Annotated in this window: 26 protein-coding genes, 1 tRNA gene and 1 pseudogene; 12 read left to right on the top strand and 16 right to left on the bottom strand. The window is 60.5% G+C overall.

What is annotated here, in order from left to right:
- Positions 1-153 precede the first annotated feature (153 nt).
- From C5L12_RS01335 to C5L12_RS01355, 5 genes are read left to right on the top strand one after another with little or no spacing between them, the layout of a single operon-like run.
- The gene (locus C5L12_RS01335; protein WP_105370204.1) at positions 154-423 is read left to right on the top strand and encodes a DUF2249 domain-containing protein; all 270 of its coding nucleotides are present in this window, start codon (positions 154-156) and stop codon (positions 421-423) included.
- An 11-nt stretch (positions 424-434) separates the two neighbouring features.
- Positions 435-1793, top strand: a complete 1359-nt coding sequence (locus C5L12_RS01340; RefSeq protein ID WP_105370205.1) for a hypothetical protein — start codon at positions 435-437, stop codon at positions 1791-1793.
- Positions 1790-2311: a DUF2249 domain-containing protein gene (locus tag C5L12_RS01345; RefSeq protein WP_105370206.1), complete on the top strand. Its 522-nt coding sequence runs from the start codon at positions 1790-1792 to the stop codon at positions 2309-2311. The genes C5L12_RS01340 and C5L12_RS01345 overlap by 4 nt, the downstream gene beginning before the upstream one ends.
- Complete coding sequence (locus C5L12_RS01350) at positions 2304-2600, top strand: metal-sulfur cluster assembly factor (RefSeq protein WP_105370207.1); 297 nt, start codon at positions 2304-2306, stop codon at positions 2598-2600. The genes C5L12_RS01345 and C5L12_RS01350 overlap by 8 nt, the downstream gene beginning before the upstream one ends.
- The gene (locus C5L12_RS01355) at positions 2597-2797 is read left to right on the top strand and encodes a hypothetical protein (RefSeq protein ID WP_105370208.1); all 201 of its coding nucleotides are present in this window, start codon (positions 2597-2599) and stop codon (positions 2795-2797) included. The genes C5L12_RS01350 and C5L12_RS01355 overlap by 4 nt, the downstream gene beginning before the upstream one ends.
- A gap of 214 nt (positions 2798-3011) precedes the next feature.
- On the opposite strand, the gene C5L12_RS01360 is transcribed toward C5L12_RS01355, so the two are convergent.
- The 4 genes from C5L12_RS01360 to nirK all read right to left on the bottom strand — a co-directional run bounded on the left by C5L12_RS01360 (position 3012) and on the right by nirK (position 6471).
- Positions 3012-3458, bottom strand: a complete 447-nt coding sequence (locus C5L12_RS01360; RefSeq protein WP_105370209.1) for a pseudoazurin — start codon at positions 3456-3458, stop codon at positions 3012-3014.
- A gap of 106 nt (positions 3459-3564) precedes the next feature.
- A complete protein-coding gene (locus tag C5L12_RS01365; protein WP_105370359.1) occupies positions 3565-4260 on the bottom strand; it encodes a Crp/Fnr family transcriptional regulator in 696 nt (231 codons plus the stop codon).
- Positions 4261-4343: 83 nt separating this feature from the next.
- Complete coding sequence (locus C5L12_RS01370) at positions 4344-5246, bottom strand: SUMF1/EgtB/PvdO family nonheme iron enzyme (protein WP_105370210.1); 903 nt, start codon at positions 5244-5246, stop codon at positions 4344-4346.
- 91 nt (positions 5247-5337) lie between these two features.
- Entirely contained in the window at positions 5338-6471 is a 1134-nt protein-coding gene (gene nirK, locus C5L12_RS01375) for a copper-containing nitrite reductase (RefSeq protein WP_105370211.1), read from the bottom strand.
- 180 nt (positions 6472-6651) lie between these two features.
- Between nirK and C5L12_RS01380 the strand changes: the two genes are divergently transcribed.
- Both C5L12_RS01380 and C5L12_RS01385 read left to right on the top strand, forming a co-directional pair.
- Complete coding sequence (locus tag C5L12_RS01380; protein ID WP_105370212.1) at positions 6652-7869, top strand: NnrS family protein; 1218 nt, start codon at positions 6652-6654, stop codon at positions 7867-7869.
- A gap of 526 nt (positions 7870-8395) precedes the next feature.
- Positions 8396-8971: a hypothetical protein gene (locus C5L12_RS01385; protein WP_157948973.1), complete on the top strand. Its 576-nt coding sequence runs from the start codon at positions 8396-8398 to the stop codon at positions 8969-8971.
- Between the two features lie 110 nt (positions 8972-9081).
- Here the strand turns inward: C5L12_RS01385 and C5L12_RS01390 are convergent.
- Positions 9082-9157: transfer RNA gene (locus C5L12_RS01390), tRNA-Ile, on the bottom strand.
- 219 nt (positions 9158-9376) lie between these two features.
- On the opposite strand from C5L12_RS01390, the gene C5L12_RS01395 reads away from it, so the two are divergent.
- Positions 9377-10123, top strand: coding sequence for an SIMPL domain-containing protein (locus tag C5L12_RS01395; RefSeq protein ID WP_105370214.1), 747 nt, complete (start codon positions 9377-9379; stop codon positions 10121-10123).
- A gap of 88 nt (positions 10124-10211) precedes the next feature.
- Here C5L12_RS01395 and C5L12_RS01400 read toward each other — a convergent pair whose 3' ends face one another.
- The 7 genes from C5L12_RS01400 to C5L12_RS01430 form a co-directional block, all read right to left on the bottom strand.
- On the bottom strand, positions 10212-10568 hold the full coding sequence (locus tag C5L12_RS01400) for a hypothetical protein (RefSeq protein WP_105370215.1): 357 nt from the start codon (positions 10566-10568) through the stop codon (positions 10212-10214).
- Between the two features lie 132 nt (positions 10569-10700).
- Positions 10701-11123 (bottom strand): secondary thiamine-phosphate synthase enzyme YjbQ, encoded by a 423-nt coding sequence (locus tag C5L12_RS01405; RefSeq protein ID WP_105370216.1) that lies wholly within the window; start codon positions 11121-11123, stop codon positions 10701-10703.
- Positions 11124-11151: 28 nt separating this feature from the next.
- On the bottom strand, positions 11152-11505 hold the full coding sequence (locus C5L12_RS01410; protein ID WP_105370217.1) for a DUF1428 domain-containing protein: 354 nt from the start codon (positions 11503-11505) through the stop codon (positions 11152-11154).
- 85 nt (positions 11506-11590) lie between these two features.
- Entirely contained in the window at positions 11591-11989 is a 399-nt protein-coding gene (locus C5L12_RS01415) for a DUF427 domain-containing protein (protein ID WP_105370218.1), read from the bottom strand.
- 110 nt (positions 11990-12099) lie between these two features.
- A complete protein-coding gene (locus C5L12_RS01420; protein ID WP_105370219.1) occupies positions 12100-13140 on the bottom strand; it encodes a zinc-dependent alcohol dehydrogenase family protein in 1041 nt (346 codons plus the stop codon).
- 73 nt (positions 13141-13213) lie between these two features.
- A complete protein-coding gene (gene recQ / locus C5L12_RS01425) occupies positions 13214-15073 on the bottom strand; it encodes a DNA helicase RecQ (protein ID WP_105370220.1) in 1860 nt (619 codons plus the stop codon).
- A 119-nt stretch (positions 15074-15192) separates the two neighbouring features.
- A complete protein-coding gene (locus tag C5L12_RS01430; protein ID WP_105370360.1) occupies positions 15193-16332 on the bottom strand; it encodes a DUF930 domain-containing protein in 1140 nt (379 codons plus the stop codon).
- Positions 16333-16528: 196 nt separating this feature from the next.
- Here C5L12_RS01430 and C5L12_RS01435 point away from each other — a divergent pair, with 196 nt between their 5' ends.
- Together C5L12_RS01435 and C5L12_RS01440 are read left to right on the top strand one after the other, a co-directional pair.
- Complete coding sequence (locus C5L12_RS01435; RefSeq protein ID WP_245422721.1) at positions 16529-17047, top strand: TetR/AcrR family transcriptional regulator; 519 nt, start codon at positions 16529-16531, stop codon at positions 17045-17047.
- 11 nt (positions 17048-17058) lie between these two features.
- Complete coding sequence (locus C5L12_RS01440) at positions 17059-17403, top strand: DMT family transporter (protein WP_105370222.1); 345 nt, start codon at positions 17059-17061, stop codon at positions 17401-17403.
- Positions 17404-17454: 51 nt separating this feature from the next.
- Here the strand turns inward: C5L12_RS01440 and rpoD are convergent, their stop codons facing one another.
- The 4 genes and pseudogenes from rpoD to C5L12_RS01460 form a co-directional block, all read right to left on the bottom strand.
- A complete protein-coding gene (rpoD, locus tag C5L12_RS01445; protein WP_105370223.1) occupies positions 17455-19518 on the bottom strand; it encodes an RNA polymerase sigma factor RpoD in 2064 nt (687 codons plus the stop codon).
- 410 nt (positions 19519-19928) lie between these two features.
- Positions 19929-20275, bottom strand: a pseudogene (locus C5L12_RS01450) (GFA family protein).
- A gap of 88 nt (positions 20276-20363) precedes the next feature.
- Positions 20364-22364 carry a DNA primase gene (dnaG, locus tag C5L12_RS01455; RefSeq protein ID WP_105370361.1) on the bottom strand — a complete coding sequence of 667 codons (2001 nt, stop codon included), beginning with the start codon at positions 22362-22364 and terminating at the stop codon, positions 20364-20366.
- 216 nt (positions 22365-22580) lie between these two features.
- The gene (locus C5L12_RS01460) at positions 22581-23033 is read right to left on the bottom strand and encodes a GatB/YqeY domain-containing protein (protein WP_105370224.1); all 453 of its coding nucleotides are present in this window, start codon (positions 23031-23033) and stop codon (positions 22581-22583) included.
- 323 nt (positions 23034-23356) lie between these two features.
- On the opposite strand from C5L12_RS01460, the gene carA reads away from it, so the two are divergent.
- Together carA and C5L12_RS01470 are read left to right on the top strand one after the other, a co-directional pair.
- Positions 23357-24574, top strand: coding sequence for a glutamine-hydrolyzing carbamoyl-phosphate synthase small subunit (gene carA / locus C5L12_RS01465; protein ID WP_425350722.1), 1218 nt, complete (start codon positions 23357-23359; stop codon positions 24572-24574).
- A gap of 94 nt (positions 24575-24668) precedes the next feature.
- The gene (locus C5L12_RS01470; RefSeq protein WP_105370226.1) at positions 24669-25019 is read left to right on the top strand and encodes an antibiotic biosynthesis monooxygenase family protein; all 351 of its coding nucleotides are present in this window, start codon (positions 24669-24671) and stop codon (positions 25017-25019) included.
- Positions 25020-25029 lie beyond the last annotated feature (10 nt).

Consider the following 25029-nt stretch of genomic DNA (forward strand, 5'->3'; position numbering starts at 1 on the left):
GCGTTTCATCTTTGTGCGAAATCAAGGACTGCCTTCCGTTTCGATGAAATGTTTGCTCAGCCACAAATTTCTCGGGCGACGCCGCTGCTAAGGCATGGAAAGTGGCCCGGGATCGCCAGGCCGCCTCGTCATTCTGAAAGGCAAGGACAAAACATGCCGGATACGCAGATACCCTCCATCGATGTCAGAACTCTAGCGCCTGCCGAGCGTCACCCGAAGATCTTCGGCGTGCTCACGTCGCTCGCTCCCGGCGGCATCATGCACGTGACCAGCGATCACGACCCGCGGCCGCTGCATTACCAGATCGAGAGCCGTTACCCAGAGCAGTTCGACTGGCAGTATCTTGAGCAGGGCCCGATGGTCTGGCGCGTCGAAATCCAGCGCGCCGAGAGTTCCGGTTGCGACTGCTGCTGCGGTCACTGAAAGAAAATGCCATGCTCGGTGCCACCTTATCCCGCTGGACGATGTCGTATTTCGCTGCGGCGTTGGTCTGCCTGGTGGCCGGGCTGATCTTGACCGCCTCGGGCTTCGGTTATCCCTCGACCGCCATCGAGGCGCCGGAGTCCCTGGTGGTCATCCACCTCTTCGCAATCGGCTGGTTGGGCCTCCTGTTTGCCGGTTCGCTCCTCCAGTTCGTGCCGGTGCTCGTTTCGCGGCCACTGGAAATGCCGCACCTCAGCCTGCCGGTTCTGCTTCTGACGATCACCGGCCTTGGACTTTTGCTGGCAGGTTTCCTGGGGCTTGCCGGTATTCTGCCGCTCTGGAGTTGGGTGCTGCCGCTCGGAGGCGCCGTTCTGGCGCTTGCATTTGCAGGACTTCTCTGGATGGTGACAAGGACGCTCGCCACAGCCCGTCCCATGCCTCTGCCCGCCAAATTTGTCGCCCTTGGCTGCGCGGCGCTTGTTGGGGTGGCCGCCAGCGGACTGCTCCTGACCCTGCCCCTCTCCGGCCTCACGGCCAACCAGTATTTGGTCGGCCTTCTGCTCGAGGCGGCTCCGTCGCACGCTTATCTCGGGCTTGTCGGCTGGATGACGATTACGGCGATCGGCGTCAGTTATAGACTTCTCACCATGTTCCTGCTCTCACCGGAAAGACCTCGGATGACGAGCCGAGCAGTCGGATGGCTGATGGCCGTCGGGTTAGCGATGGTCGCCTTTGGCACCGTCCTGGCGGGCGCCGGAACAAGCCCGACTGCAACAATCTACGTCGCGACCGCCTTCGGAGGGATTGCCGTCCTGATTTATGGCCTAGATGTCCATCTCATCTTCCGGGAACGAAAACGCAAATCCGCGGAGATGAACGTGCTTGCAAGCCTGGCAGCAGTCGCGATGCTGATTGCCTGTTTCGCCTTGTTTGGAGCGTCGACCATGAGCGATCTTCCCATAGATCTGGCACGTCCGGCCGCCTATCTATTCGTGTTCGGCTGGCTGACGGGCCTCGGGCTGGGACAGCTCTACAAGATCGTTGCCTTCATGACCTGGCTCGAATGCTACGGACCGGTTCTCGGTCGGGCCGCTGTGCCGCGGGTCCAGGAACTGGTCAACGAACGGCGCTCATCCACATGGTTCCTGCTCTACTTCGGCGCCACCGTCGCGGCCACAGTTGCGCTGATCGCCGATACACCGGCCATGTTCAGATGGTTGGCTCTAGCCCAGTTGGCGGCCGTCTGCGCGCTGGCCTTCGAATTTACCCAGGCTCGTCGCCTTGCCATTGTCCCACAGGCGGTCAGGCTGCCCAAAGGCGCCATACACCCGCGACTGTTCCTACCCAGCTTCAAGGGAAGTTCACAATGACCACGGAATTCAAAGAACTTGACGTCAGACCGATCCTGCGGGACGGCGGCGAACCATTCGAAGAGATCATGAAAGCGGTTGCCACGCTGCAAGAAGGCCAGGGACTTAGACTCCTGGCACCCTTCCGGCCGCAACCGCTCTTTAGGGTGATGGATTCCAAAGGCTTCGACCACGAGGTGTTCGAGCTGGAGGGCGGCCACTTCGAGGTGCGCTTCACCCCCAGAATGGAAGAGACGGTGGCCGTCTCCGACAACGCGATTTCGCCGGCACTTTGGCCCGAGCCTTCGGTGCAGCTGGATCTCTCCGACCTGCCGCCCCCCGAACCGATGCAGCAGATCCTTGCAGAGGCGGAAGGGCTTGAACCCGGCAAGGTAATATTCGCCGTACTTTCCCGCGAGCCGCTCTTCCTCTTTCCCGAGCTTACCCGCCGGGGCCATCAGTGGGTCGGCAACTACGATCAGGCCGGCACCGCCTACCGGATCATGATCCGCGTCGGCTCGGGGGGCAGCAATGCTTGATCCGCTTGAGCAGCAGGACATCACGGAGAAAGCAAGGCAACAGCTGTCCACGATCATCGACCCCGAGATCGGCCGCAGCATCGTGGAAATGGGGCTGATCTATCTTGTCGAAATCGATTTCGAAGGAAACGTCAGCATCATCATGACCACGACGACGAAGGGCTGCCCCGCGGCTGGTTTCCTCACCGAGGCAGTGAAAGCCTGTCTAGCTTGCGTGCCTGGCGTCCGCAATGTCGATGTCACCCTCACCTATGAACCCGTGTGGCGCCCGGAGATGATGGAAGCATGAGCATCTGGCGCGCGACCCGGGAAGTGCGCCCGGCTCCGTTGCAGGCAGAGCCGGTATCCCATGTGGATCGTCATTGGCGCGAGCGCAATATGCGGGCAGCGGCCGCAGAGGTTCTATCGATCGGAGCAGCCGGCGAAGTCGCGGCTTTTCTTCTGTCGGAAGTCGAGCGATTGGGCGAGCCGGTCACCTGGGAATAGACCCGAGCCGCAGATTGCGCCCCAAAAGGGCTCGCCTGACGGATGGCGGAAGCATGCAATGAATTTGAGTGGGAACTCGTTAAAGAAAAATGCCCGGACCGATCAGCCGTGTCATGCTCTGAAAGCATGACACGGCTGATCGGTCCGGGCATCTTAGAAAAATCGGCGGCAGCCGGGAGAGGGTAAGCGGCGGCCGCCGATAGGAACGGTCGGCTTAGACGCCGGCAGCAGCGATGTCCGCGTCGAGTCGTTCACGAGCCTTCTTCGGCAGCTTCGCTGCTTTGATCGCATCAAGATTCTTCGGAGCGTCGCCGACGACGATGAGACCGATCATCCCCATGCCCACATGCGGCGCGCATTTCACGGCATAAGCGCCTTCAACGTCGAAGGTGATCTTCACGCTTTCATTCATCTTGCCCTTGAAGGCAGTGGCGCCATCCGGAATGAGCCCATCGATGGTTTCGGCATTGTGGGACTTGTCCGTCGGAACGAAGGTCACGGTGTCACCCTTGGCGATCTTGAGCGAGCTCGGCTCGAACACCATCGCGCCGTCCTTGCCCTTGTTGAGCATCTGGACTTCGAAGTCCGCTGCCGCGGCAACGGTTCCGAAAGCTGCGGCAAGAACGGCGGCGCCAATAAGGGATGCGAAAGTCTTTTTCATCGTCTACTCCTGTTCAAGAGACCTCGTGCCTCTGTTGATAGGCACCTTATCTCAGGGGCAGACTCGTTCTTTGACAAATCGCAAACATGTGATGATTTGCGGCTGACTATCCTTTTACGGTCTCGGCCAGCGCTGAAAGCCCATCGATATCCTTGACCGTCAGCTTCTGGCGGCCACCCTCCACAAGCCCCTTGGCCTCCCATGCGCTCATGATCCTGGAGACCGTGTGAAGTGTCGTGCCGGTCATTTCGGCGATGTCCTGGCGGGAAATCGGAAAGTCGATGCGTACGGCAGCCCCCTCCTTCCTGCCGGCATGCTTGGCGAGCCGCAGCACCGCATGCGCAACACGCCGCTCGACTTCCTGTGTGGACATTTCCCGGATGCGGGCGTGAGCCTCCTCCAGACGCTGCCCGATCGTCTGCATCGCGGTAACGGCCAAGCGAGGATTCTTGTCTACGAACTGAGGCCAGAGTTCTGTCGGCCATGACAGCGCTATGCTTTCGGCGACCGCCGTTGCCGTGCCGGGGTAGTCGCTGCGCATCAGCGCCTTGGCGAAGCCGAACAGGTCGCCGGGATGAACGACCCGGACGATAATCTGTTGACCGTCTTCCGTCACCTGCGTGACCTTCAGCCTGCCGTGCAGAAGAAGGAAAAAATGCGTCGCGGCCGCACCCTGCTCGAAAACAGCATCGCCAATCGGCACTCGACGCGAGGTCGAATGCCCCAGAAGGGCTTCCGTGTCGGCGTCATCCATTTTCTCGAACAGCGGGAAAGTCCGGACGAGGCTTTTGTCGATCTTCAAGGCAATGCGCTCCGATGATTTGAGCGCGACCATAACACGGCTCGCGATCAGATCGAAGGCATGGGAATGCCGCACCTGGGGATTTACGCAATCCAGCCTTTTTCGCGGAACTTCGCCAGGAACGGCGCATACCATTTCGTGGACTTCACAAGGCGGAAGCCCAGATTGTCGGGAGGAGTTCCGACCGAGCATCCGCCGCCTTTAGGATCGCGGATGAAGGCGCTGACCGGAGAGCGATGACCCGCCACGGTGACATAGACTCCGCATATAGGCTCCGCATTGCGGACAGATCCGTTCTCGTAGAGATGCACCCGCCGATGACAGGTCGAGGTCCATTCCCAGACGTTCCCGCCGAAATCGGCAAGCCCGTACTCGTTTTCGCCGAAGCTTCCGATCGGTCGGGGAACCGGGTCGCGCTTCGACCGCTCGCGTGCCTCGCGCTCGTAATCCGCCAGCCAGCGAAGGGCCGGGTTCTTGCTGTCGGGATCAAGCCCTAGCGCATCGTCAGGAAAAAGCTTGCCTGCGGCCTGCGCGAGTTGCTGGTCGGACGGAAGCGTCCAGTATTCGCCGGTCTTTCTCGAAAGCCAGCGGGCATAGTCCGTCGCATCATCGAAACTGACGCCGGTGACCGGCACATTCGCGCTCCCGGCGGGGGTCGCATCGGCCGCAGCGCACGCGCCATCAAGGACGCAGGCAGCATATTCGGATGCCGTGATCTGGTATTTTGTAATGGTGAGGCCTTCCGAAGCGATCACCGTCTTCATCGGCGGATCGACTGCCGCCGTGCCCTTCACGAACTCGCCGTCGCTCCGGTATTTATATGTCCGCGGCGGCACCACGACGCTTTTCGGTTCGTAGGCCGCGCTCTGCGGTGCCGACACATCGAAAAAACCGGCCTGCTGAAAGATGCCTGCCGACAGGGCAGCGATCAGGGTGATCGGAAGCGCGGTGTGAAAGAGGGAGAGACTTGGTTTTGTCCACGGCATGTTCGCCTCCCGGCGAAACCGCATCCTCGAGTGAGGCGGGCCTGTTGAAGTAGCCGGCGGGGCAAGGATCACCCTGCCCCGCCGCGCGTCATCAGCTTCCGGTCGGAGCGACGATCGATGTCATCAGATCGTCGTTCCATTCGCCGGTAACCTTGAAGTGCGCGGCTGCACCGAGCTCGAAGGCTTCGATGAGGTTGTGGTTCACATAGGCGTAGATGCCCGGCTGCTCGAAGGTGTAGAACGCTGCACCGGCCGTGCCGCCCGGGATGAACCAGGTTTCCTGATCGCGGTCGGGAACGTTGTTGAACTTGCCGGTCTGCCAGACATAGTCGCCATGTCCGCCGATGAGGTGGGGGCGAGTGTCGCGGTTGGCCTGCGAGTGGACGATCAGCACCTTCTCGCCGACGGCGGCCGTCAGTGCGTTTTCACCGGTCAGGGCGCCGACCGCACCGTTGAACACGATGTGGCTCGGTGTCAGCGTCCGCATGACCTTCAGCGTGTCTTCATAGGCATCGCCGACACTGGCGTATTTCTTGAAGTTACCGGCCTCGTCGCGCGGCACGTAGAAGTCCTGTTCGCCGACATAGTAGACCTTGTCGTAGACCAGTTCCTTGCCGTGGCCATCCGTCAGGCCTTCGCGCGGCAGCACCATGATCGCGCCGTTCATGCCCGAGGTGACATGCCATGGAACCATGCCGGGAGGTGCGCAATGGTAGACGAAGACGCCGGCTTTCGTAGCCTTGAAGCGCAGGACTGCCTTCTCGCCCGGGTTGACGATGGTCAGTGCGCCGCCGCCCAGCGCGCCGGTGGCCGAATGGAAATCGATGTTATGCTGCAGTTCGTTGGTTTCGGGATTGATCAGCGTCAGTTCGACGTAGTCGCCCTGGTGCACGACCATCATCGGGCCCGGAACCGAGCCGTCAAAGGTCATGGCATTGATTTCCGTACCTTCCTTGTCGATCACCAGCTTCTTTTCCTGGATCGTCAGGGTGAATTCGACGATCTTCGGAGGACCGTCCGCCTTCTGGGTATGGGCATGGACAAAGGGCGGCTTGACGAGGTCGACCTTGACGCGGCGTAAAGCCGAAAGATCGGTTGGCTTCATCTTGGCCGGAGGCGCTTCTTCGGCATGGGCGAACGACGCCTGGACGATGGGCGCCACCGCCCCGACGATCGCTGCCCCCGCCAGGATCGAACGTCTGCTTATCTGAAATTTGTCAGTCATGATCTTGTCCTTCGGAACAAAGGGCGGAGTGGATCGCCGTCCTGTCGAAGGAGAAGCTACGACCGGTCCCCTATGTCTTCTTTGACCTGAAACAAACTTTCCCTTGTTTGCTTGCGACTTCGCAAAGATCAAAAATAACGCGGGGATATAGATCAAGTCATCGATCGAAGGAATTTTCTGATGACTGATCTCTCCTCCCCAACAACCCGCCGTGGCGGCATTCCCCGCGGCCTATCGCCGACCGCTCCGATAATATTCTCCTATGGCTTCCGGCCCTTCTTTCTCGGCGCAGCGGTCTGGGCTGCAGTCGCCATGCTGCTGTGGATCGCAAGTCTTGTGGGCGTGATCGAGGTTGCAGCAGATTATGGCGTGGTCCATTGGCACGCGCATGAGATGCTGTTCGGTTATGCAAGTGCCGTGCTTGCCGGCTTTCTCCTGACGGCCGTCCCCAACTGGACGGGCCGGCTCCCAGTCTCCGGCTGGCCGCTCGTCTTTCTATTCCTCGTCTGGGCCGCCGGCAGGCTGGCGCTTCTCCTGTCGGACGGGCTTGGAACCATAGCAGCTATCCTGCTCGATTCGGCCTTTCTTCCAGTCCTCTTGCTGATCTGCGTGCGGGAAGTCGCTGCCGGCAAGAAGTGGAAGGATCTGAAGGTCATAGCCGGCCTTCTGGCGCTTTCGGTCGCCAATATCCTCTACCACCTCCAGGTTATCGGCGGTCAGAATCCAGCGCCGGCGATCAAGCTTGCCATTTCGGCCTATGTCGTAATGATCCTGATCGTCGGCGGCCGGATCATTCCGAGCTTCACCCGCAACTGGATCAACAAGGCAGGCCGCACGGACTTCCCTACGCCTTACAACCACTTCGATACAGCCGCGATAGTCCTGGGAGTTGCAGCTCTTGCCGTTTGGGTCATACTGGACGAAGGGCCGATCGTAGCGACCGCCGCAGGCACTGCCGCACTGGCGCACCTGATCCGGCTCCATCGCTGGCGCGGCTGGACGACGGCCGCGGAAATGCTGGTGGCGGTCCTTCACATCGCTTATTTGTTCGTGCCGCTTGGTTACCTGGCGATCGCGCTTGCAGCTATCGACCTGTTCGACACGACCGCCACCCTTCACATGCTGAGCGTCGGCACGGTCACGACGATGATGCTGGCCGTCATGACCAGGGCAAGCCGCGGCCATACCGGCAGGGTCCTGACGGCCTCCCGCATCACGACGATATCCTACGGAGCGATCGTGCTCTGTGCGGTGGTCAGACCTGGTACCAGCCTGTTCCCGGAGTTTTCGAGCACCATCTATACCGTGTCCGGATTATTATGGCTCCTCGCCTTCGGCCTCTTTCTTTTTGAATACGGACCGATGCTGGCGACCGTGAGGCGCGCCAAACTCGGCTGATCAAGACAATCCCGCCAGGTAAAAAAACGGAACTCCAGCTGCAAATTCAGGAGAGGTGCTTTCGCGTCAACAGATCGAACGCGATCCATCGGCCCCAAGAATCGTACGGACGGAGCCGGGCGTGGGTACCGGTTCGTCGCCAACGAAATTTGGCGACAGCTCATCAAACGCCTCGGAGCGCTGCCTGACACGGTGGCGCTTCCGTCGCCGTCAATCCGGTTCCAGCGGATCACCGCGGACCAACGGGATGCCGATCGCGGCTCTGCAGCCGGAGCGCATATGATCTCGCCTTGCCCTTTCTTGGCCGGAAATGGACGATATGTGACAGTTCCGTGACAGATTTGTGTAAGGAGCGCACATGGCCGTCATCCGAGAGGAAAACAGTGTCGAGACCGGGATCGGCACTGCAGCTTTTTCCCCGCTCTTCCTTCAATCGAGAAACCAAACCCGTTGGGCGATTGTCGCCCTGGCTTCCATAGGAATCTGCACGCTCACCGCAACGTTGGCTGCCGTCTTTGCGCCGGGAATGCGGCCCCTGCTGCTGCAGGAAGACGGCATTATTGAAATGGCAAGCGTAGCCTGCCTTGCCGCCGCCGTGCTTGGGGCCGTAATCGTATCCGTCACATGGGGAGGCCCGCGCCTTCCGCTTCTGGTGGCGGGTTTGATCGGTTTCGCCGAGTTGATGGACGAAACCAGCTTCGGTTCCCGCCTTTTCGGCTTTCAGCCTCCTGCGCTCTATGGCGGAGGTGAACTGGACGGCTTTCACGACCTGCTGATTCTGGCTTATCGACTGCTGCGCGATATCCATCCGACGCTCGCATGGATTTTGGCAGGCCTGCTGCTGGCCGCGTCTCTCGGCATGATGATGTTTGCACTGAGCCAACTGGGGCGCGGGGTTGGGGAAAAGCGCTCGTGGCTGGCCGATCACATGCTGATCTTCCTGCACATCGGCTTCATTGGCCTCGCACAAGTAATCGACGTTGCCGCGGAATCCAAAGTGCTCTCGGCAGTCGAAGAAATGTTGGAGTTCAACGCCAGCCTGGCCCTGCTATTTTACGTTGCCAGCAGACCATCGTCTCGGCCGATAAACAACGCAGGATAACGGATACGCATCCATCCGGCAGTGCCTTGGATCGCCGAAATCCCGGATTGAGTCTTCAAAATTCCGGAAGCGCAGCATCCGACTGCAGACGGCTTGGAGATGAAAAATTGTGGTGGGCCCGGAGGGACTCGAACCCCCAACCAAGCGGTTATGAGCCGCCGGCTCTAACCATTGAGCTACAGGCCCGCCGTTTAAGCGCGGGCAAGGCGCAATGGCACGCCTTGCCTCGGAGGTCCGTCTAGCGCAATTCCCCCAAAGCTACAAGCCGTTGCCGCAATAGCTTCACAATCCATCGTCACGTAATGCGTGGATGTGCGTCAAAGTAGAATCGCCGCCTGCGACGCCTTATCCGCCCGCCATTGCGGCAGCCCGACTGCAGCCGCGCCAACAGATCAGGAGATATCCATGCGCTTTGCGCTTTCGCCGTCACGTCTTGTCCTGGCATCGTTTCTTGCAGGTGTTGCCCTCGCCTCCACGACCCTGCAGGTCGCTGCCCAGGATGTCCGGCCTCGCGAACCGGTCATCAATGTCTCCGGTGAAGGAGAGGCCTCAGTGGCGCCCGATATGGCGATCCTGACGCTGTCGGTCGTCCGCAACGGCAAGACGGCCGAAGCTGCCCTTTCGGCCAACAGCGCCGCTATGAAGGAAGTCCTTGCCGCGTTGAAGGCCGAAGGCATCGCCGACCGTGACATCCAGACGAGCAATTTCTCGATCTATCCGCAATACCGCCATCCAGAGCCGAAGAATGGCAACGCTCCGGCGCCGGAAATCACCGGCTACGAGGTCGCCAACGCGCTGACGCTCAAGGTGCGCGAACTCGCCAAGCTCGGTGGGTTGATCGACAAATCGGTAAAGCTCGGCGTCAATCAGGGCGGCCAGATCAGCTTTACCAACGACGATCCGGAAAAGGCCTTGACGGAGGCCCGCAAGCAGGCCGTCGCCGAGGCGATCGCAAAGGCCCGAACCCTGACGGATGCAGCCAATGTCAAGCTTGGGCGCATCTTGGAAATCAGCGAAAATTCGGCGAGACCCATGCCGCAGGCGATGATGCGCATGTCGATGGCGAAGGATATGGCCGCCGAGGCAGTACCGGTCGCGGCCGGCGAGAATACCTACACCGTCAACGTCAACGTCACGTTTGCCCTCGACTGACGGTAAAGCAAAAACCCTCGCCGGACCGGAGTCTGGCGAGGGCGTTCATCCGTCAACGGGCGATGGAGACGGAAGAATTTGCCGGCAGCTAGCGGCGGATGACCGGGCAGCCGCGGACATTGGCGAAGACGACGCGATCGCGGCCGCCGCGATCGAAGCCGACGACTGTGACCGTGCGGCGCGATACGTCCACGACGCGGGTACGGCGAAGGCCCATCCGGTCGGCCTTGGCCTCGGCCAGCCAGGGGGCGCAACCCCGCGGGCGGCGATCCGGGCGCCATCCGCGATCATCTCTCCAACCCCGATCATGGCGCCAGTCGCGGTCGTAGTGCTGCACATAGATACCAAATTCGGGTCCGCCTGCGGCTGCCATCGGCGCTGTCGCGGACATGCCGGTGAACGCGACGAGAGCGGCGATACCGGCTTTGACGAGCATGCTGGTCATGGGTGTTTCTCCGGAAATTCGGGCTATGCCCGAGGTTCTTGTCTCCCGCCTTTTCGAAGCGATTGGCGCAACAGTATTCCAGCGCGCCTGAACCCATTCCGAATCCGTCATTAAGCTGTCGTTCATATCCGCTCACGCGGAGAGATGCAGGATCACCTGACGGACATGCGGCTGATCGCGATGTTCGAATAGGTAGATGCCCTGCCAGGTGCCGAGTGCCAGCCGTCCGTCTGTCACGGGAATGCCCAGCGAGACGGCAGTCAGCGCCGACTTGATATGCGCCGGCATATCGTCCGGGCCTTCGGTGGTGTGCGTGACCCAGCGCATCTCCGGGTCGTTGGCGGGGGGCACCAGGCGGGAGAAAAAAGTCTTCAGATCGCGCCGCACATCCGGATCCGCATTTTCCTGGATGATCAGCGAACAGGAGGTGTGGCGCACGAAGACCGTCAGCAGCCCCTCCTCCCGGGGGTGGCTGCGCACGAAATCCTGCGCAGCCCCGGTGAATTCGTAGAGGCCCTGCCCGCGGGTGGAAACGGAGATCACGGACTGGGGCATGGGTATCCTTTCGAAGGTCGCTGGTGGCTCAAAGCGTCAGGAAACTCTCGAAACCGCCATAGATCATCCGCTTGCCGTCGAAAACCTCCTTCCACTCGTCTCCGGAAAATCGCGGGTCGGCGATAACCTTTTTGTTGATCTCGTCACGTTGTGCACGGCTCTCGTAGGTGATCCAGGCAAAGATGACGGTCTCGTCTTCCCTTGCCTGCACGGCCCGCGGAAATGACGTGAGTTCTCCGTAGGGCACGTCGTCCCCGATGCATTCCACATAGGTCAAGGCCCCGTGCTCCTTCCAGACATCACCGGCGAAGCGTGCCATCGCCTTGTAACGCTCCAGATTGGCCGTGGGCACAGCGAGAATAAATCCGTCGACATAGGGCATGGTCAGTCCTCCGTTATTGTTCGAACCACCCAAGGACGATCGAGCCGCAGCGCAGCCGACACGGCTCGCCAAATTTCGCCGGGCATCAGAACTGCCCGGCCTCCGGAGACGGAAACTCTTCCACCGAATCGACGCGGTCCGGATAGAAGGCAAGATATTCCCTGATGGCAGAAACCGCCTCGTACGGCTTCTCGTAGGACCAGACCGCGTTGCGGGATCGCTCGCCGCCTTGCGGAATACTGAAATAGGACGCGTTGCCCTTGTAGGGACAGTAGCTCTCGTGGTCGCTCTTTTCGAGAAGCGACATATCGACGTCCCTGCGCGGGATATAGTGGACCGGCGGATAGGAAGCCTCCTGCAGCGTCAGGGAATTGACGCTGTCGGCGACGACTTTTCCGCCGAGCCTCACCACCACGCGCGAAGGGTTGTGCTCAACGGTGATCGGATGATCGGGACCTGGAATTTTCTGCGCCCTGGCATTCATGGCTCGCCCTTTCGGTTTCGAAACATGGGAAGGAATCTAGAGCGCCGATCGCGGCTACCAAGCGGGGCTGCCGGAATACTTTGCCCCATTCGGGCGAACAATCGCAGGCGTTAAAACGTGGTGATCATGCTGATCCCCGGCGTCTCCGACTTATCCATGCCCATCAGAGCCGGCACCGCCTCTTCCAGGCTGATCCTCTTGGATATCAGCTGCTGCGGCTTCATTTTGCCGGCCGTGAGCATCGCCAGCATCGCATCATACCGCCAGGCCTGCATGCCGTGGCTGCCGTAGATTTCGAGTTCATGGCCGATCACCTGCGCCATCGGAATGCTGGCCGTCGCATGTTCGCCGAGCATCAGTCCGACCTGCACATGCCGGCCCCGGCGGCGGAGATTCTTGATCGAGTTGAAGCAGGTGACAGGATGGCCGAGCGCGTCGATCGAGACATGCGCACCGCCCCTGGTAATCTCGCGAACCGCCTCGACGACATCCGCCACGGTGCTGGCATTGATGGTTGCGACCGCGCCGCACTGGCGGGCAAGGGCAAGTTTTTCCTCCGAAAGATCGATGCCGATGGCATTGGCACCGAGCGCGGTGGCGATCATGATCGCCGACAAACCAACGCCGCCGCAGCCGTGCACCGCCACCCAATCGCCAGGTCCGGTGCGGGCCTGATCGGCGACGGCACGGAAGGAGGTCGCAAACCGGCAGCCGAGGCTCGCGGCCGTCGCGTCGTCGATCTCGTCAGGCAGATGCACGAGGTTCGTGTCGGCGTAATCGATCGCGACATATTCTGCTAACGAGCCCCAATGGGTGAAGCCCGGCTGGAACTGGTTCGGACAGACCTGCTGGTTGCCGGAATGGCATTCCGAGCAATGTCCGCAGCCGGAAACGAACGGCACCGTCACCCGGTCGCCGATCTTGAAGCGCATCACGCCCTTGCCGCTCGCCACGATCTTTCCGGCCAGTTCGTGGCCCGGCACATGCGGCAGACGGATATCCGGATCGTGCCCCATCCAGCCATGCCAATCGCTGCGGCAGAGCCCGGTCGCGCCGATCTTGATCACCACGCCGCCAAACGTCGGCTCCGGATCAGGTAGGTTGCGAATTTCCGGCACCTTTTCAAAGGCTTCGTAAAACATGGCTTTCATTGGAGGGTCCTTCGATGACGTAGCGGCAGCATAGTCAAAAGCCTCACCCGGTCAATCAACCGCGTGTCCACCCCTATCGGTGGTGCGCCCGGATGACCGTCAGGAAGGCATCGCCATAGCGCTCCAGCTTCGACTGTCCGACACCGGAAATGCCAAGCAATGCATTGCGGCTCGTAGGCCGCTCGGTCGCGAATGCGACCAGCGTCGTGTCCGGAAAGACGACATAGGGTGGCACCGAAAGCTCTTTGGCGATAGCGAGGCGAGCGACGCGAAGCGCCTCGAAGAGCTCGGCATCGGCCCCTTCCAGTGCGGACCGGGCGCTTGCCGAAGCGGGCGACGCATTTCGTGACGCCTTGCCGGTGGTGGGGCGGTCCTTGCGGAAGCGCACCTCGCGTTCGCGCTTGAACACGGCGCGCGCCTCCGGCTCCAGCTTCAATGCACCGAAGGCGTTGTGATCGACGCTGACGAGGCCGGCCGCCAGCAATTGGCGGTAGACCGATTGCCAGGTTTTCGATGAAATGTCCTTGCCGACCCCGAAAACCGGCATGTCGACGTGACCGAAGCGGCAGGTTTTCTCGTTCACGGTTCCGAGCAGCACGTCGATCAAGTGGCCGGTCCCAAAACGTTCGCCGGTCCGGTAGACCGCCGCCAGCGCCTTGATGGCGGCCTCCGTTCCGTCCCAGGTTTCCACCGGCTTGAGGCAGGTATCGCAATTGCCGCACTCTCCGCCATGCGCCTCCCCGAAATGCGCGAGGATCGCCTGCCGGCGGCAGCCGGGGGTTTCGCAGATGCCGAGCAGCGCATTGAGCTTGGCCCGTTCGACCCGCTTGATATCGTCGCCCGAATTGCCCTCATCGATCATCCGGCCGCGCTGGATGACATCCGCCATGCCATAGGCCATCCAGACATCGGATGGCAGGCCGTCGCGGCCGGCGCGGCCGGTTTCCTGGTAATAGGCCTCCACGGAGCCAGGCAGGTCAAGATGTGCGACATACCGCACATTCGGCTTGTCGATCCCCATGCCGAAGGCGACGGTCGCGACCAGGCAGAGATCTTCTTCCTTCAGAAACGCATCCTGGTTGGCGTCGCGGACGCTGCGCTCCATGCCGGCATGATAGGCAAGCGCGCGGACACCTTGCCCGTTCAGCCATTCGGCCGTGTCTTCGACCTTGGCGCGCGACAGGCAATAGACGATGCCGCTCGAACCCTTGTGGCGCGACAGGAAGCGCAGGAGTTGCTGGCGCGGCTGGTCCCGTTCGACGATCTCATAGGCGATGTTCGGACGATCGAACGAGGTGGTGAAAACTTCAGCCGAGTGCAGAGCGAGCTTGTCGATAATGTCTTCGCGGGTATGCGGATCGGCCGTCGCCGTCAGCGCGATGCGCGGCACGCCGGGATATTGTTCGGCAAGCTGCCCGAGTTCCCGATATTCCGGCCGAAAATCATGTCCCCACTGGGAAACACAATGCGCCTCGTCGATCGCAAAAAGCGCGATCTTCGCATTGCCGATCAACTCCCTGAAGCCGGCGGTGACGACGCGCTCGGGTGTGACGTAGAGAAGATCGAGATCGCCGGCAGCAATCGCCCGCCGCACGTGTGCGAACTCTTCGCGAGAGAGCGACGAATTGAGTGCCGCGGCCCGCACGCCGAGCTGCTTCAGTGCCTCAACCTGATCGCGCATCAGCGCGATCAGCGGCGAAACGACGATGCCGACACCATCCCGGCAGAGCGCGGGTATCTGGAAGCACAGCGATTTGCCCGCCCCCGTCGGAAACAGCACCACCGCATCGCCGCCCGACACGAGCCGGTCGACAACGGCGGCTTGCTTGCCCCGAAAAGCAGAATAACCATAGATCTGCTTCAAGATGGAAAGCGGATCTTTCGCACCATTGCCTTCAAACAGGGGATCGGTGCTGCTCTGGGTTCGGGCCATGGAATCGCTTTCGTGGGAAGAGCCACACTATCGCACAGGTAGGACGGTGACGGCGAGTGTTGTAAGCGGGGCCAATCGGCCCGAAGCGACCGACCATGACACCATCGGCTCATGCCCGGTCAAAACGGCGGAAAGCCCCGCTTCTGCCACTCGCTCCGAGGCACCGGCGCTCCGATATCAAAAGCAAAGGACAGGATCTTGGTAGCTTCCTCATTCACTTCGCAGCGGAAGCTAAGATCGTACCACTGGGAACTCGTGCGAAAGGCCCCACGCCTGACTTCCAGCAGGGTGCCGTTAGGAAGCCGATAGGCGGGCAGCAGTTCGGGCACGTAGGAGGGCGAGACGTGCCGCAACTGTTCGCGCAATTCCGTAATGCAGAGTTGCCCCCCGCGCACCCCTCTCGGCACATTACCCATCGCTGTCACGGCGTTGGCGTCACCTGTCTCACTTTGAGAAAAAAGCCTTTTGGCTTCCGTCAGTTCCACTGGCTTTTCGGTCGGCGGCGTCTGGGCCGGCTCTGCTTTCGGCTTCACCGGCTGCGCGGCGACGATCTCAGTTTTCGTATCGGCAGGCGCAACCTGTGAGTTCGGGCCGTTCTGTTCCGAATTGGTCCCAATCACGCCCACTTCCGGAAGCTGGATATCGTCAGGAACCGGATTGGCAGGTCGGGTTTCGGGAAGGTCCTGCTGTTCAGTCTGAGGCTTCGGCACCTCCGCGGCTTCTGCTTCGGATGGCTCTGCGGGCATTTGTTTCGGCAATTCCGCAGGCTCTACATCCGGCTTCGTCTCGGGAGGCAACACGGTCGCTTCCTGCGATGAGTTGCCGTCCTGCGCCTTTCGCGGTCCGGTATCCTTATCTCCGAACTCGAACACCGGTCGAAGAGGGGGAATCGGCTGTCCCCTCGCCTGTTCGCTTGCTGGTGGCGGCTCCTGCTTTGCCTCCTCCTGTGGCGGGGGTGGAGGCGGTTCCTCCTTCTTGGCCTCTTCCTGCTTTGGTGGTTCGGGCGGCGGAGGCGGCTCTTCCTTCTTGGCCTCTTCGGGTTGCGGTTCCTCCGCTGCTTTCGGCTTTTCCTCCGCCTTCTTTTCCGGCTCTTCCGGCGGCGGCACGATCTCCACGCTCACGCTCTCCTCTTTCTGCGGCTCGGAAAGATCGAGAGGGAGATGAAAGAAAAGGACGACGGCGAAAATGACATGCAGCAGGATCGAGGCAGGAATGCCCCAGCCCATATCGTTGCGCCGTTTCTCGATCTCATCCGTCATGGCAGTCGATGTAAGACGGAAAACCGCCAGGATCGAGTCCCGGCTGATCAAAACAGAACAAATTGCAGATCTTGCCCTTCCGTTCTCCCGGTCCTTCCTGCACTTCGATTGAAAAATCGCGCCTTGCAAAGAAACCTACCATACGGTATCTTTATCTATGTCAGAAGCTCATCGACGTGAAAAACAACCGGAACAGGTGCGGCGCTCCCTCCTGGATCAGGCAGCGCGATGCGCTGTGGATCAGGGGCTCGGCAGCCTGACGCTTCAGGCGGTGGCAGATGCGGCGTCCGTGACGAAAGGCGGATTGCTGCACCACTTTCCAAGCAAGCAGGCGCTGATCGACGCCGTCTTCCAGGACCTGCTCCAGAAACTCGACGCGCAGATCGACCGCTTGATGAGCGAAGACGACAGCAAAAGAGGCGGTTTCACCCGCGCTTATATCGACGCCTTTTTCCAGGTCACCCTCGAGGGTAGCGAGAGCCCTTGGGCCGCGCTTTCGATCTCCTGCATGACCGATCCGCATTTGCGCGCACTGTGGTCGGATTGGATGCAAAAACGGCTCAAGCGTCATGCGGAAACCGATGACCATTCCGATCTGAAAATTGCCCGTTACGCCGCCGACGGCATCTGGCTCGCAAACCTGACCGAGACGAACGGGCTGTCGGCGAAGGAGCTTGACGCACTCCGCGAGCAACTGAAAAACCTTACGAAATAAGAGCGACTACCATGAGCCCCGCAATCCTGACCTACGGCTCCCTCGCCGCCGCAATCGTGCTCGAAGTCATCGGCACGACCTTCCTGCAGCAGAGCCAGCAGTTCACGCGGGTCCTGCCCACCATCCTGATGGGGATTTGCTATCTGGCCGCCTTCTACCTTTTGTCGATCGCGCTGCGCACGCTGCCGGTCGGCATCGCCTATGCTATCTGGAGCGGCCTCGGCATCGTGCTGATCTCCGCCGTCGGCCTGATCCTGTTTCGCCAGACGCTTGATGCCGCCGCCATCATTGGCCTCGGTTTGATTATCGCCGGTGTCGTGGTCGTGAATGTCTTTTCAAATTCGATTTCGCATTAAAAAACCGGCCTGTTTTCGCAGGCCGGTTTCTGATGTGAGTTCCGAAGCTGCTTAGCTGTCCAGGAACGAGCGCAGCTTGCGGCTGCGGCTCGGGTGCTTGAGCTTGCGCAGCGCCTTGGCCTCGATCTGACGGATACGTTCGCGAGTGACCGAGAACTGCTGGCCGACTTCTTCGAGCGTGTGGTCGGTGTTCATGCCGATACCGAAACGCATGCGCAATACGCGCTCTTCACGCGGCGTGAGTGATGCGAGAACGCGGGTCGTCGTTTCGCGCAGGTTCGCCTGGATGGCTGCATCGATCGGCAGAAGCGCGTTCTTGTCCTCGATAAAGTCGCCGAGATGCGAATCCTCTTCGTCGCCCACAGGGGTTTCGAGCGAGATCGGCTCCTTGGCGATCTTCAGGACCTTGCGGACCTTTTCGAGTGGCATGGCGAGCTTTTCGGCCAGTTCTTCCGGCGTCGGCTCGCGGCCAATCTCGTGCAGCATCTGGCGCGACGTGCGGACGATCTTGTTGATCGTCTCGATCATGTGCACCGGAATGCGGATCGTGCGGGCCTGGTCGGCGATCGAACGGGTGATCGCCTGCCGGATCCACCAGGTGGCATAGGTCGAGAACTTGTAACCGCGGCGGTATTCGAACTTGTCGACCGCCTTCATCAGGCCGATATTGCCTTCCTGAATGAGGTCGAGGAACTGCAGGCCGCGGTTCGTGTACTTCTTGGCGATCGAGATGACGAGGCGAAGGTTTGCTTCGACCATTTCCTTCTTGGCGATACGCGCTTCGCGTTCGCCCTTCTGCACCATCGAAACGATACGGCGGAATTCGGCGATCGAAATGCCGGTTTCGGTCGCAAGATTCTGGATCTCCTGCCGGATATCGCGGATCGTCGTGTTCTCGGCGCGCGCGAATTCCTTCCAGCCGCGGGCGGCCAGATTGGCGATCGATTTCATCCAGTTCGGATCGAGCTCGGCACCCTGGTACTGTTCCAGGAACGAGTCACGCTTGACGCCGTAGGATTCGGCGAGACGCAACAGGCGGCCCTCGTTCTGCATCAGGCGCTTGGAAATGTCGTAAAGCTGCTCGACCAGGCTGTCGACGCGGTTCTGGTTGAGCGACAGCGACTTGACCGCTGTGATCAGCTCGTCCTTGAGCTCCTTGTAACGACGCTCCTGAGCGGACGAGAGCGTACCGGTCGCGGCAAGACGCTGCTCGACCTGCTGGTCCTGCAGCTTCCTGAGCTTCTTGTACGTGTCGGCGATCGTGTCGAGGGTTTCCATGACCTGCGGACGCAGCTCGGCTTCCATCGCGGCGAGAGAAAGGCTCGACTCATCGTCGTCCTCCTCCTCTTCCTCGAGGATCATGCCTTCGCCGCCGACCGACGTAATGTCATCGTCGTTGGCGGCAGTCATGCGCGCCTTGCGGGTCTTTTCCTTCTCTTCAGCCGCCTTGCGGTCAGCCTCGATCTTTTCCGGGCTCTGGAACTGCGGCGCAGCCTTTGCTTCCGGGCCTGAATAGGTCGTCTCGAGATCGATGATCTCGCGGAGCAGCGTCGTGCCTTCGTTCAGCTCGTCGCGCCAGATGATCAGCGCCTGGAACGTGAGCGGGCTCTCACAGAGCCCGGCGATCATCGTTTCGCGGCCGGCTTCGATCCGCTTGGCGATGGCGATTTCGCCTTCGCGCGACAGAAGCTCGACGGAACCCATTTCGCGCAGATACATGCGAACCGGGTCGTCGGTCCGGTCGGTCGGCTCTTTCTTTTTCGCCGTAGCGAGCGCAGTGCCGGAGGTCGGGGCAAGTTCGCCGCCTTCGCTCTCCTCACCATCGCTGTCGCTCTCGCCGTCGTCATCGCCACCGGCGGCGTCTTCCGCCTCTTCGTCCTCGACGACATTGATGCCCATGTCGGAGAGCATCGCCATCGTGTCCTCGATCTGCTCAGAGGTAACTTCCTCCGACGGCAGGACCGAGTTCAATTCGTCCATCGTGACATAGCCGCGCTTCTTGGCGGCCTTGATCATCTTCTTGACTGCGTCGTCAGAAAGATCGAGAAGCGGACCATCCTGCGTGCCTTCGCGTTCGTTTTCTGCTTCTTCGTTTTCTTTGACTTTTGTTGCCATGTATTTCGTCACTTTCCCTGAACGCCACTTTCGCCGCGCTTCGTGGACACCGGCTTAAGACGACCGCTCGCCTTGCCGCGAATCACTGTTCAACACGTAACGGAATGACCTTTAATTCCCGATTACCATGGCGGTCGCATTTGACACAGGACCGTCCTGTCAGGAGATCACCGGTCATGTTCGGTGCTATTGACCCACTCCGCCTATTCTGCCTTGAAATGGTGATTCCCACAAATTAACGCTCCGTCAAGCTTTTCCATAAGTCATGCCCAGGAAAATTGGGAAAACCCGCTCAAAACGGGTCTTTTGTGGGTATACTCACCAAATATAGCCGCTATGTAGGCGGTGCCCCCTGAAAGACAAGGGTTTGGGTCGACAGAAAAGACCCGCGCGTCGCTCCGCCGCATTCCTCAGCGAGACGCCCCGTCATACTGGGTTACCGTCAGGGCTGCAAGGTCGATTTCCGGAACGCATCTGAGATTGATCGCTCCATCTCGGTGCCGTTTGGCAGAACCGCTTCGCTGAAGGGAGCTATACCGCAACTGGCGCAGAAATGATGGGCGATCACCTCTTTGTTAAAGTGATAGGTCGACAGGTTCTCCCGTGGCGTCGTCAGTTCCAGCTTGTCGCGCGGTACGAAGGCAAGCAATACGCCCCTCCGGCGACAGAAGGAACAATTGCATTCCATCGCCTTGTCGAACTCGCCGTCCGCCTCGAAGGCGATATTTCCGCAATGGCAGCTTCCCGAAATTCTCATCCATCTCCCCGACACATAAGAATCACTGGGCAAAGGGTAGGATCGAGATCTCGTTCGGCAAGAGCAAGGGTGAAGCCGGAGCATTGCATCAGCCGTGGCTGACGGCTGCCCCCTTCACCCGTCCTGACAAGACCCCGAAGCCGTCGATAATGGCCTCCTGGTTTTCCATGCGGAGTATTTCGAGCTGGACTTCCGAAAGCGCCCTGAGCAGCGGCTCGATTTCTGCCGCATCGCCCGCTTCGGTCGTCTCGGCAATTTCGCGTTCCAGCTCGATCTTCTGGACGCGAAGCGCCTTCGTCCGTTTGTGAAGCGACAGAGCCTGGCGATAACCTTCGCGGGCATCCTCGGGCGCTGCCTGCTGCGTTGCCGTCCACAGCCGCGCATTGCGTATCTGCTGATCGAGCAATTTCAGGATGGCATCGAACCCTTCAGCGGAAAGCCGCTGCGTCAGATATTCGCGTGAAAGGTTCGCACCCGCCGTTGCCGCGGCCGGCAGCATGGCAGCCCAGAAACGCTGCAAGTCCCGGTTCTCGAAATCGATGGCGGCTATCTCGTCATATTCCTCGAGCAGAAGCTGCGGATGATTGACGATGGTCAGCGCCAGTACGCTCTCGCGAAGGGCCGGCAAGTCTCGATGGCCGCGGACCAGGCCGGAACGTGCAAGACGATCGGAAATGCCGACGCCGCGGCTGGCTCCCCCTCCTGCCTGTGGCGCAGCGCCGCCGCGCCCTGTCCGAGTTCCACCGCGCTGGAACCCCTCGCGGCGTCCGTTGCCGCTACGTTGCACCGGCGAAAAGAAACTGTTCAGGCGGTCGCGGATTTCCTGCTGGTAATGACGTCGGACATTCTCATCTGCTATGACCGATACAATCTGCTTCAGCCGCGCCTCAAGCTCCGCGCGCTGTTCCGGCGTTTCAAAGTTGCCTGAAGCGGCTTCGCGTTGCCAGATCATGCCGACAAGCGGCCTCGCATCCGCAATCACCTTGTCGAACGGCGCCCTGCCCTCCTGCTTGACCAGATCGTCCGGATCCTTGCCGTCCGGTAGCAGCGCGAAACGCACCGAGCGCCCCGGCTTCAGGGAGGGCAAAGCGAGATCTGCGGCACGGCTCGCGGCGCGCAGCCCCGCCCCGTCGCCGTCGAAGCAGAGGATTGGCAGCGGCGAAATCTTCCAGAGCAGATCGAGCTGGTTTTCCGTCAAGGCGGTGCCAAGCGGCGCGACCGCATTTTCGACGCCGGCCTGATGCAGCGCGATCACGTCCATATAGCCTTCTACCGCGATGATCGTGGCGCCCTCGGTTTTGCCGCCGGTTGCCTGTGCCGCCCGCCTGGCGCGGGCGAAATTGTAGAGCACCTGCCCCTTGTGGAAGAGTTCGGTGTCGGGCGAATTCATGTATTTCGCCGGCGCATCCGGTGCCATGGCGCGGCCGCCAAAGGCGATCACCTTCTCCCGCGACGAAAGGATCGGGAACATGATGCGGTCGCGGAAATAATCATAGGAGACCGGGATGTCGGCGCCATGCCGCACCAAACCGCAGGCCTCGATCTGTTCCTTCGGCACGCCCTTGCCCGCAAGAAACTCCTTGAGCGCATTGCGGCTTTCCGGCGCATAACCCAGCCGAAACGTCTCGATCGTCCGGCTCGTCAGCCCCCTATCGCGCAGATAGGCTCGCGCCTTTGCGCCGCCGGAGCTCTGGAGCTGATCTTGAAAGAAGCGCGCCGCCATCTCCATGACGTCGAGCAGCGACGTCCGCTCCTTTTCGCGCTTCTCGGCCTGCGGATCCGGCTGAGGCAGAGCGATGCCGGCCATGTCGGCAACCTGCTGCACTGCCTCCGGAAAACTCAGCCCTTCGAGATCGGTCAGGAACCGGAAATGATCGCCGGACACGCCGCAACCAAAGCAATGGTACCGGCCCTTGCGGTCCTCGCAGTGGAAACTCGGGCTCTTTTCCCCATGGAACGGGCAGCAGGCCCAATAGTCGCCGCGCGAGACGTTGGTCTTCCTGCGATCCCAGGTCACCCGACGGCCGACCACGGCCGATATCGGCACGCGATCGCGGATTTCGTCGAGAAAACTGTTGGAAAAGCGCATCTTCACCTCTGAGCCAAACTTCATATAAGCGCCGGCTCGACCGAATGCCACCAGGAAGAAAAATGGTGCCCGCTATTCACAGGCTCCAACTATCCACCATGCGGTCAGGGCGGTACGCGCAAATCCGCAGTCGCCGCAAGCGATCAGTAAACGCAAGAAGGCGGGAATCCGAAATCGGGTTTCCCGCCTTCTGATTTTCCAACTGGTGCAGTGAACTTACTTCAGAAGTTCCTTCACGACGCCTGAAGCCTTGGCGAAGTCCATCTGGCCCGGATATTTTTCCTTCAGGACGGCCATGACCTTGCCCATGTCCCGCAGGCCCTGTGCGCCAGTTTCCGTGACCGCGGATTGAATGAGGCCGCGCACCTTTTCATCTGAAAGCTGCTCCGGCATGAAGCCCTTGATGACCCCGATTTCCTCGCGCTCCTGCGCTGCAAGTTCGGCGCGGCCGGCATCCTCGTAAATCTTGGCGGATTCCTCCCGCTGCTTCACCATCTTCTGCAGAATCTGCAGGATATCGTCATCGCTGACCGGATCCTTGCCCACACCGCGGTTGGCAATGTCACGGTCCTTGATGGCCGTCTGAATCAACCGCACGGTGGAAAGCCGGCGCGTGTCCTTGGCCTTCATCGCATTCTTGAGCGCTTCGGAAAGCTTGTCGCGCATCATCATTTTTCTCCTTGGGAAAAGCCGAGCGCAGGCCTCGGGAATTGTGGCTTTTCCTTGTCATCCAAGCCGGTGTCATAGACGACGGGCCGAGGGCAATCAATTCAATTCACTTAAGACCTTGAATTCAGACGAGGATAATCGTCAGGGATTCTTCGGTTCGCGTGATTGACCATCCCGCCCGCTTTGTTTATTTTCCGGCACCTGCACGAGATTTAGAATGTCAGGGCTAGCGCCGGTATCCTGCGCGCCCGTTCCTGCGACCATAGATGGCCTTTACAGCCTGTCCCTTCAAGGGATGGGACCGGTGAGGCAGAAGGATGAACATGACTGCGACCGCTCCAGCCACCGCCCCTTGGACCACGAAAAAACCCACCGCCGTACTCGTTCTTGCCGACGGAACGGTGATCGAAGGAACGGGAATCGGAGCGACCGGCAAGGTGCCCGCCGAAGTGGTCTTCAATACGGCGCTGACGGGTTACGAAGAAATCCTCACCGACCCTTCCTATCTCGGCCAGATCGTCACCTTTACCTTCCCCCATATCGGCAATGTCGGCACCAATGAAGAAGACATCGAGGACCTGACGCCCGCCGCCCGGCGCGGCGCGGTCGGCGTCATCTTCAAGGCCGACATCACCGAGCCCTCCAACTACCGTGCCGCCAAGCATCTCGACGCCTGGTTGAAGGCCCGCGGCATCGTTGGGCTTTCGGGCATCGATACCCGCGCGCTGACCGCCTGGATCCGCCAGAACGGCGCGCCGAATGCGGTGATCGCCCACGATCAGAACGGTGTCTTCGACATTGAGGCGCTGAAGGCCGAAGCCAAGGCATGGAGCGGCTTGGAAGGCCTTGACCTCGCCAAGGAAGCCACCTCCGGCCAGTCCTCGCAGTGGACGCAGAAGCCTTGGGTATGGAACGAGAGCTACAGCGACCTCCAGCCGGAAGACGCAAAGTACCATATTGTTTGCGTCGATTACGGCGTGAAGCGCAATATCCTGCGCCTCTTCGCCGGCCTTGATTGCAAGGTCACCGTCGTCCCGGCGCAGACCTCGGCTGAAGACATTCTGGCCTTGAAGCCGGATGGCATCTTCCTCTCGAATGGCCCGGGCGATCCGGCTGCAACCGGCCAGTATGCGGTGCCGGTCATCCAGGACGTCATCAAGACCGATATCCCGACCTTCGGCATCTGCCTCGGCCACCAGATCCTCGGCCTTGCGCTGGGGGCAAAGACCGAAAAGATGCATCAGGGTCATCACGGCGCCAATCACCCGGTCAAGGATCACACGACCGGCAAGGTGGAAATTGTCTCGATGAATCACGGCTTCGCAGTCGATTCGAAGTCTCTGCCGGAAGGCGTTGAAGAGACTCACATTTCGCTCTTCGACGGCACCAATTGCGGCTTGCGCCTTTCCGGCAAGCCGGTCTTTTCCGTGCAGCATCATCCGGAAGCTTCGCCGGGACCGCAGGACAGCCACTATCTCTTCCGCCGCTTTATCAACCTCGTTCGCGAGCGCAAGGGCGAACCGGCTCTCGCCGAACGCTGACCTGAAGCTGTAAAAAACTCGCTGACGACCTATTGACCTCAACCATACTTGAGGCTGCACAAGACCCCTGTTCAACACGAGCAGGGGTTTTTCCATGAGCGAAATACACAAGGCAGGCGTCGTGCGCGTCAACAGGTTCTCGGTGCCGGAGGATGCGCGGGACGAGTTCATGCGCCTCATCAGGAGGACGCACGAGGTCATCCGGTCGCAGCCCGGTTTTGTCGACGATCTGATCCTCGAGCAGCATTCTGGCCCGGGGGAGTTCAACCTCCTCACCATCATAAAATTCCAAGGAGAACACGTCCTTCAACCGGTTATTGCCGCAGTCGCAAAATCGGATGCCGAGGCCGGCATCGACCGCCAGGCCCTCACCAGGCGACTCGGCATCGAAGCCCATGTCGGATTCTATCAGCCTGTGACGCTTCGCGAACTTCTTCCAGCCTGAAGCGTCATGG

It is taken from the genome of Neorhizobium huautlense (assembly GCF_002968575.1).
Classification (GTDB): Bacteria; Pseudomonadota; Alphaproteobacteria; order Rhizobiales; family Rhizobiaceae; genus Neorhizobium; species Neorhizobium huautlense.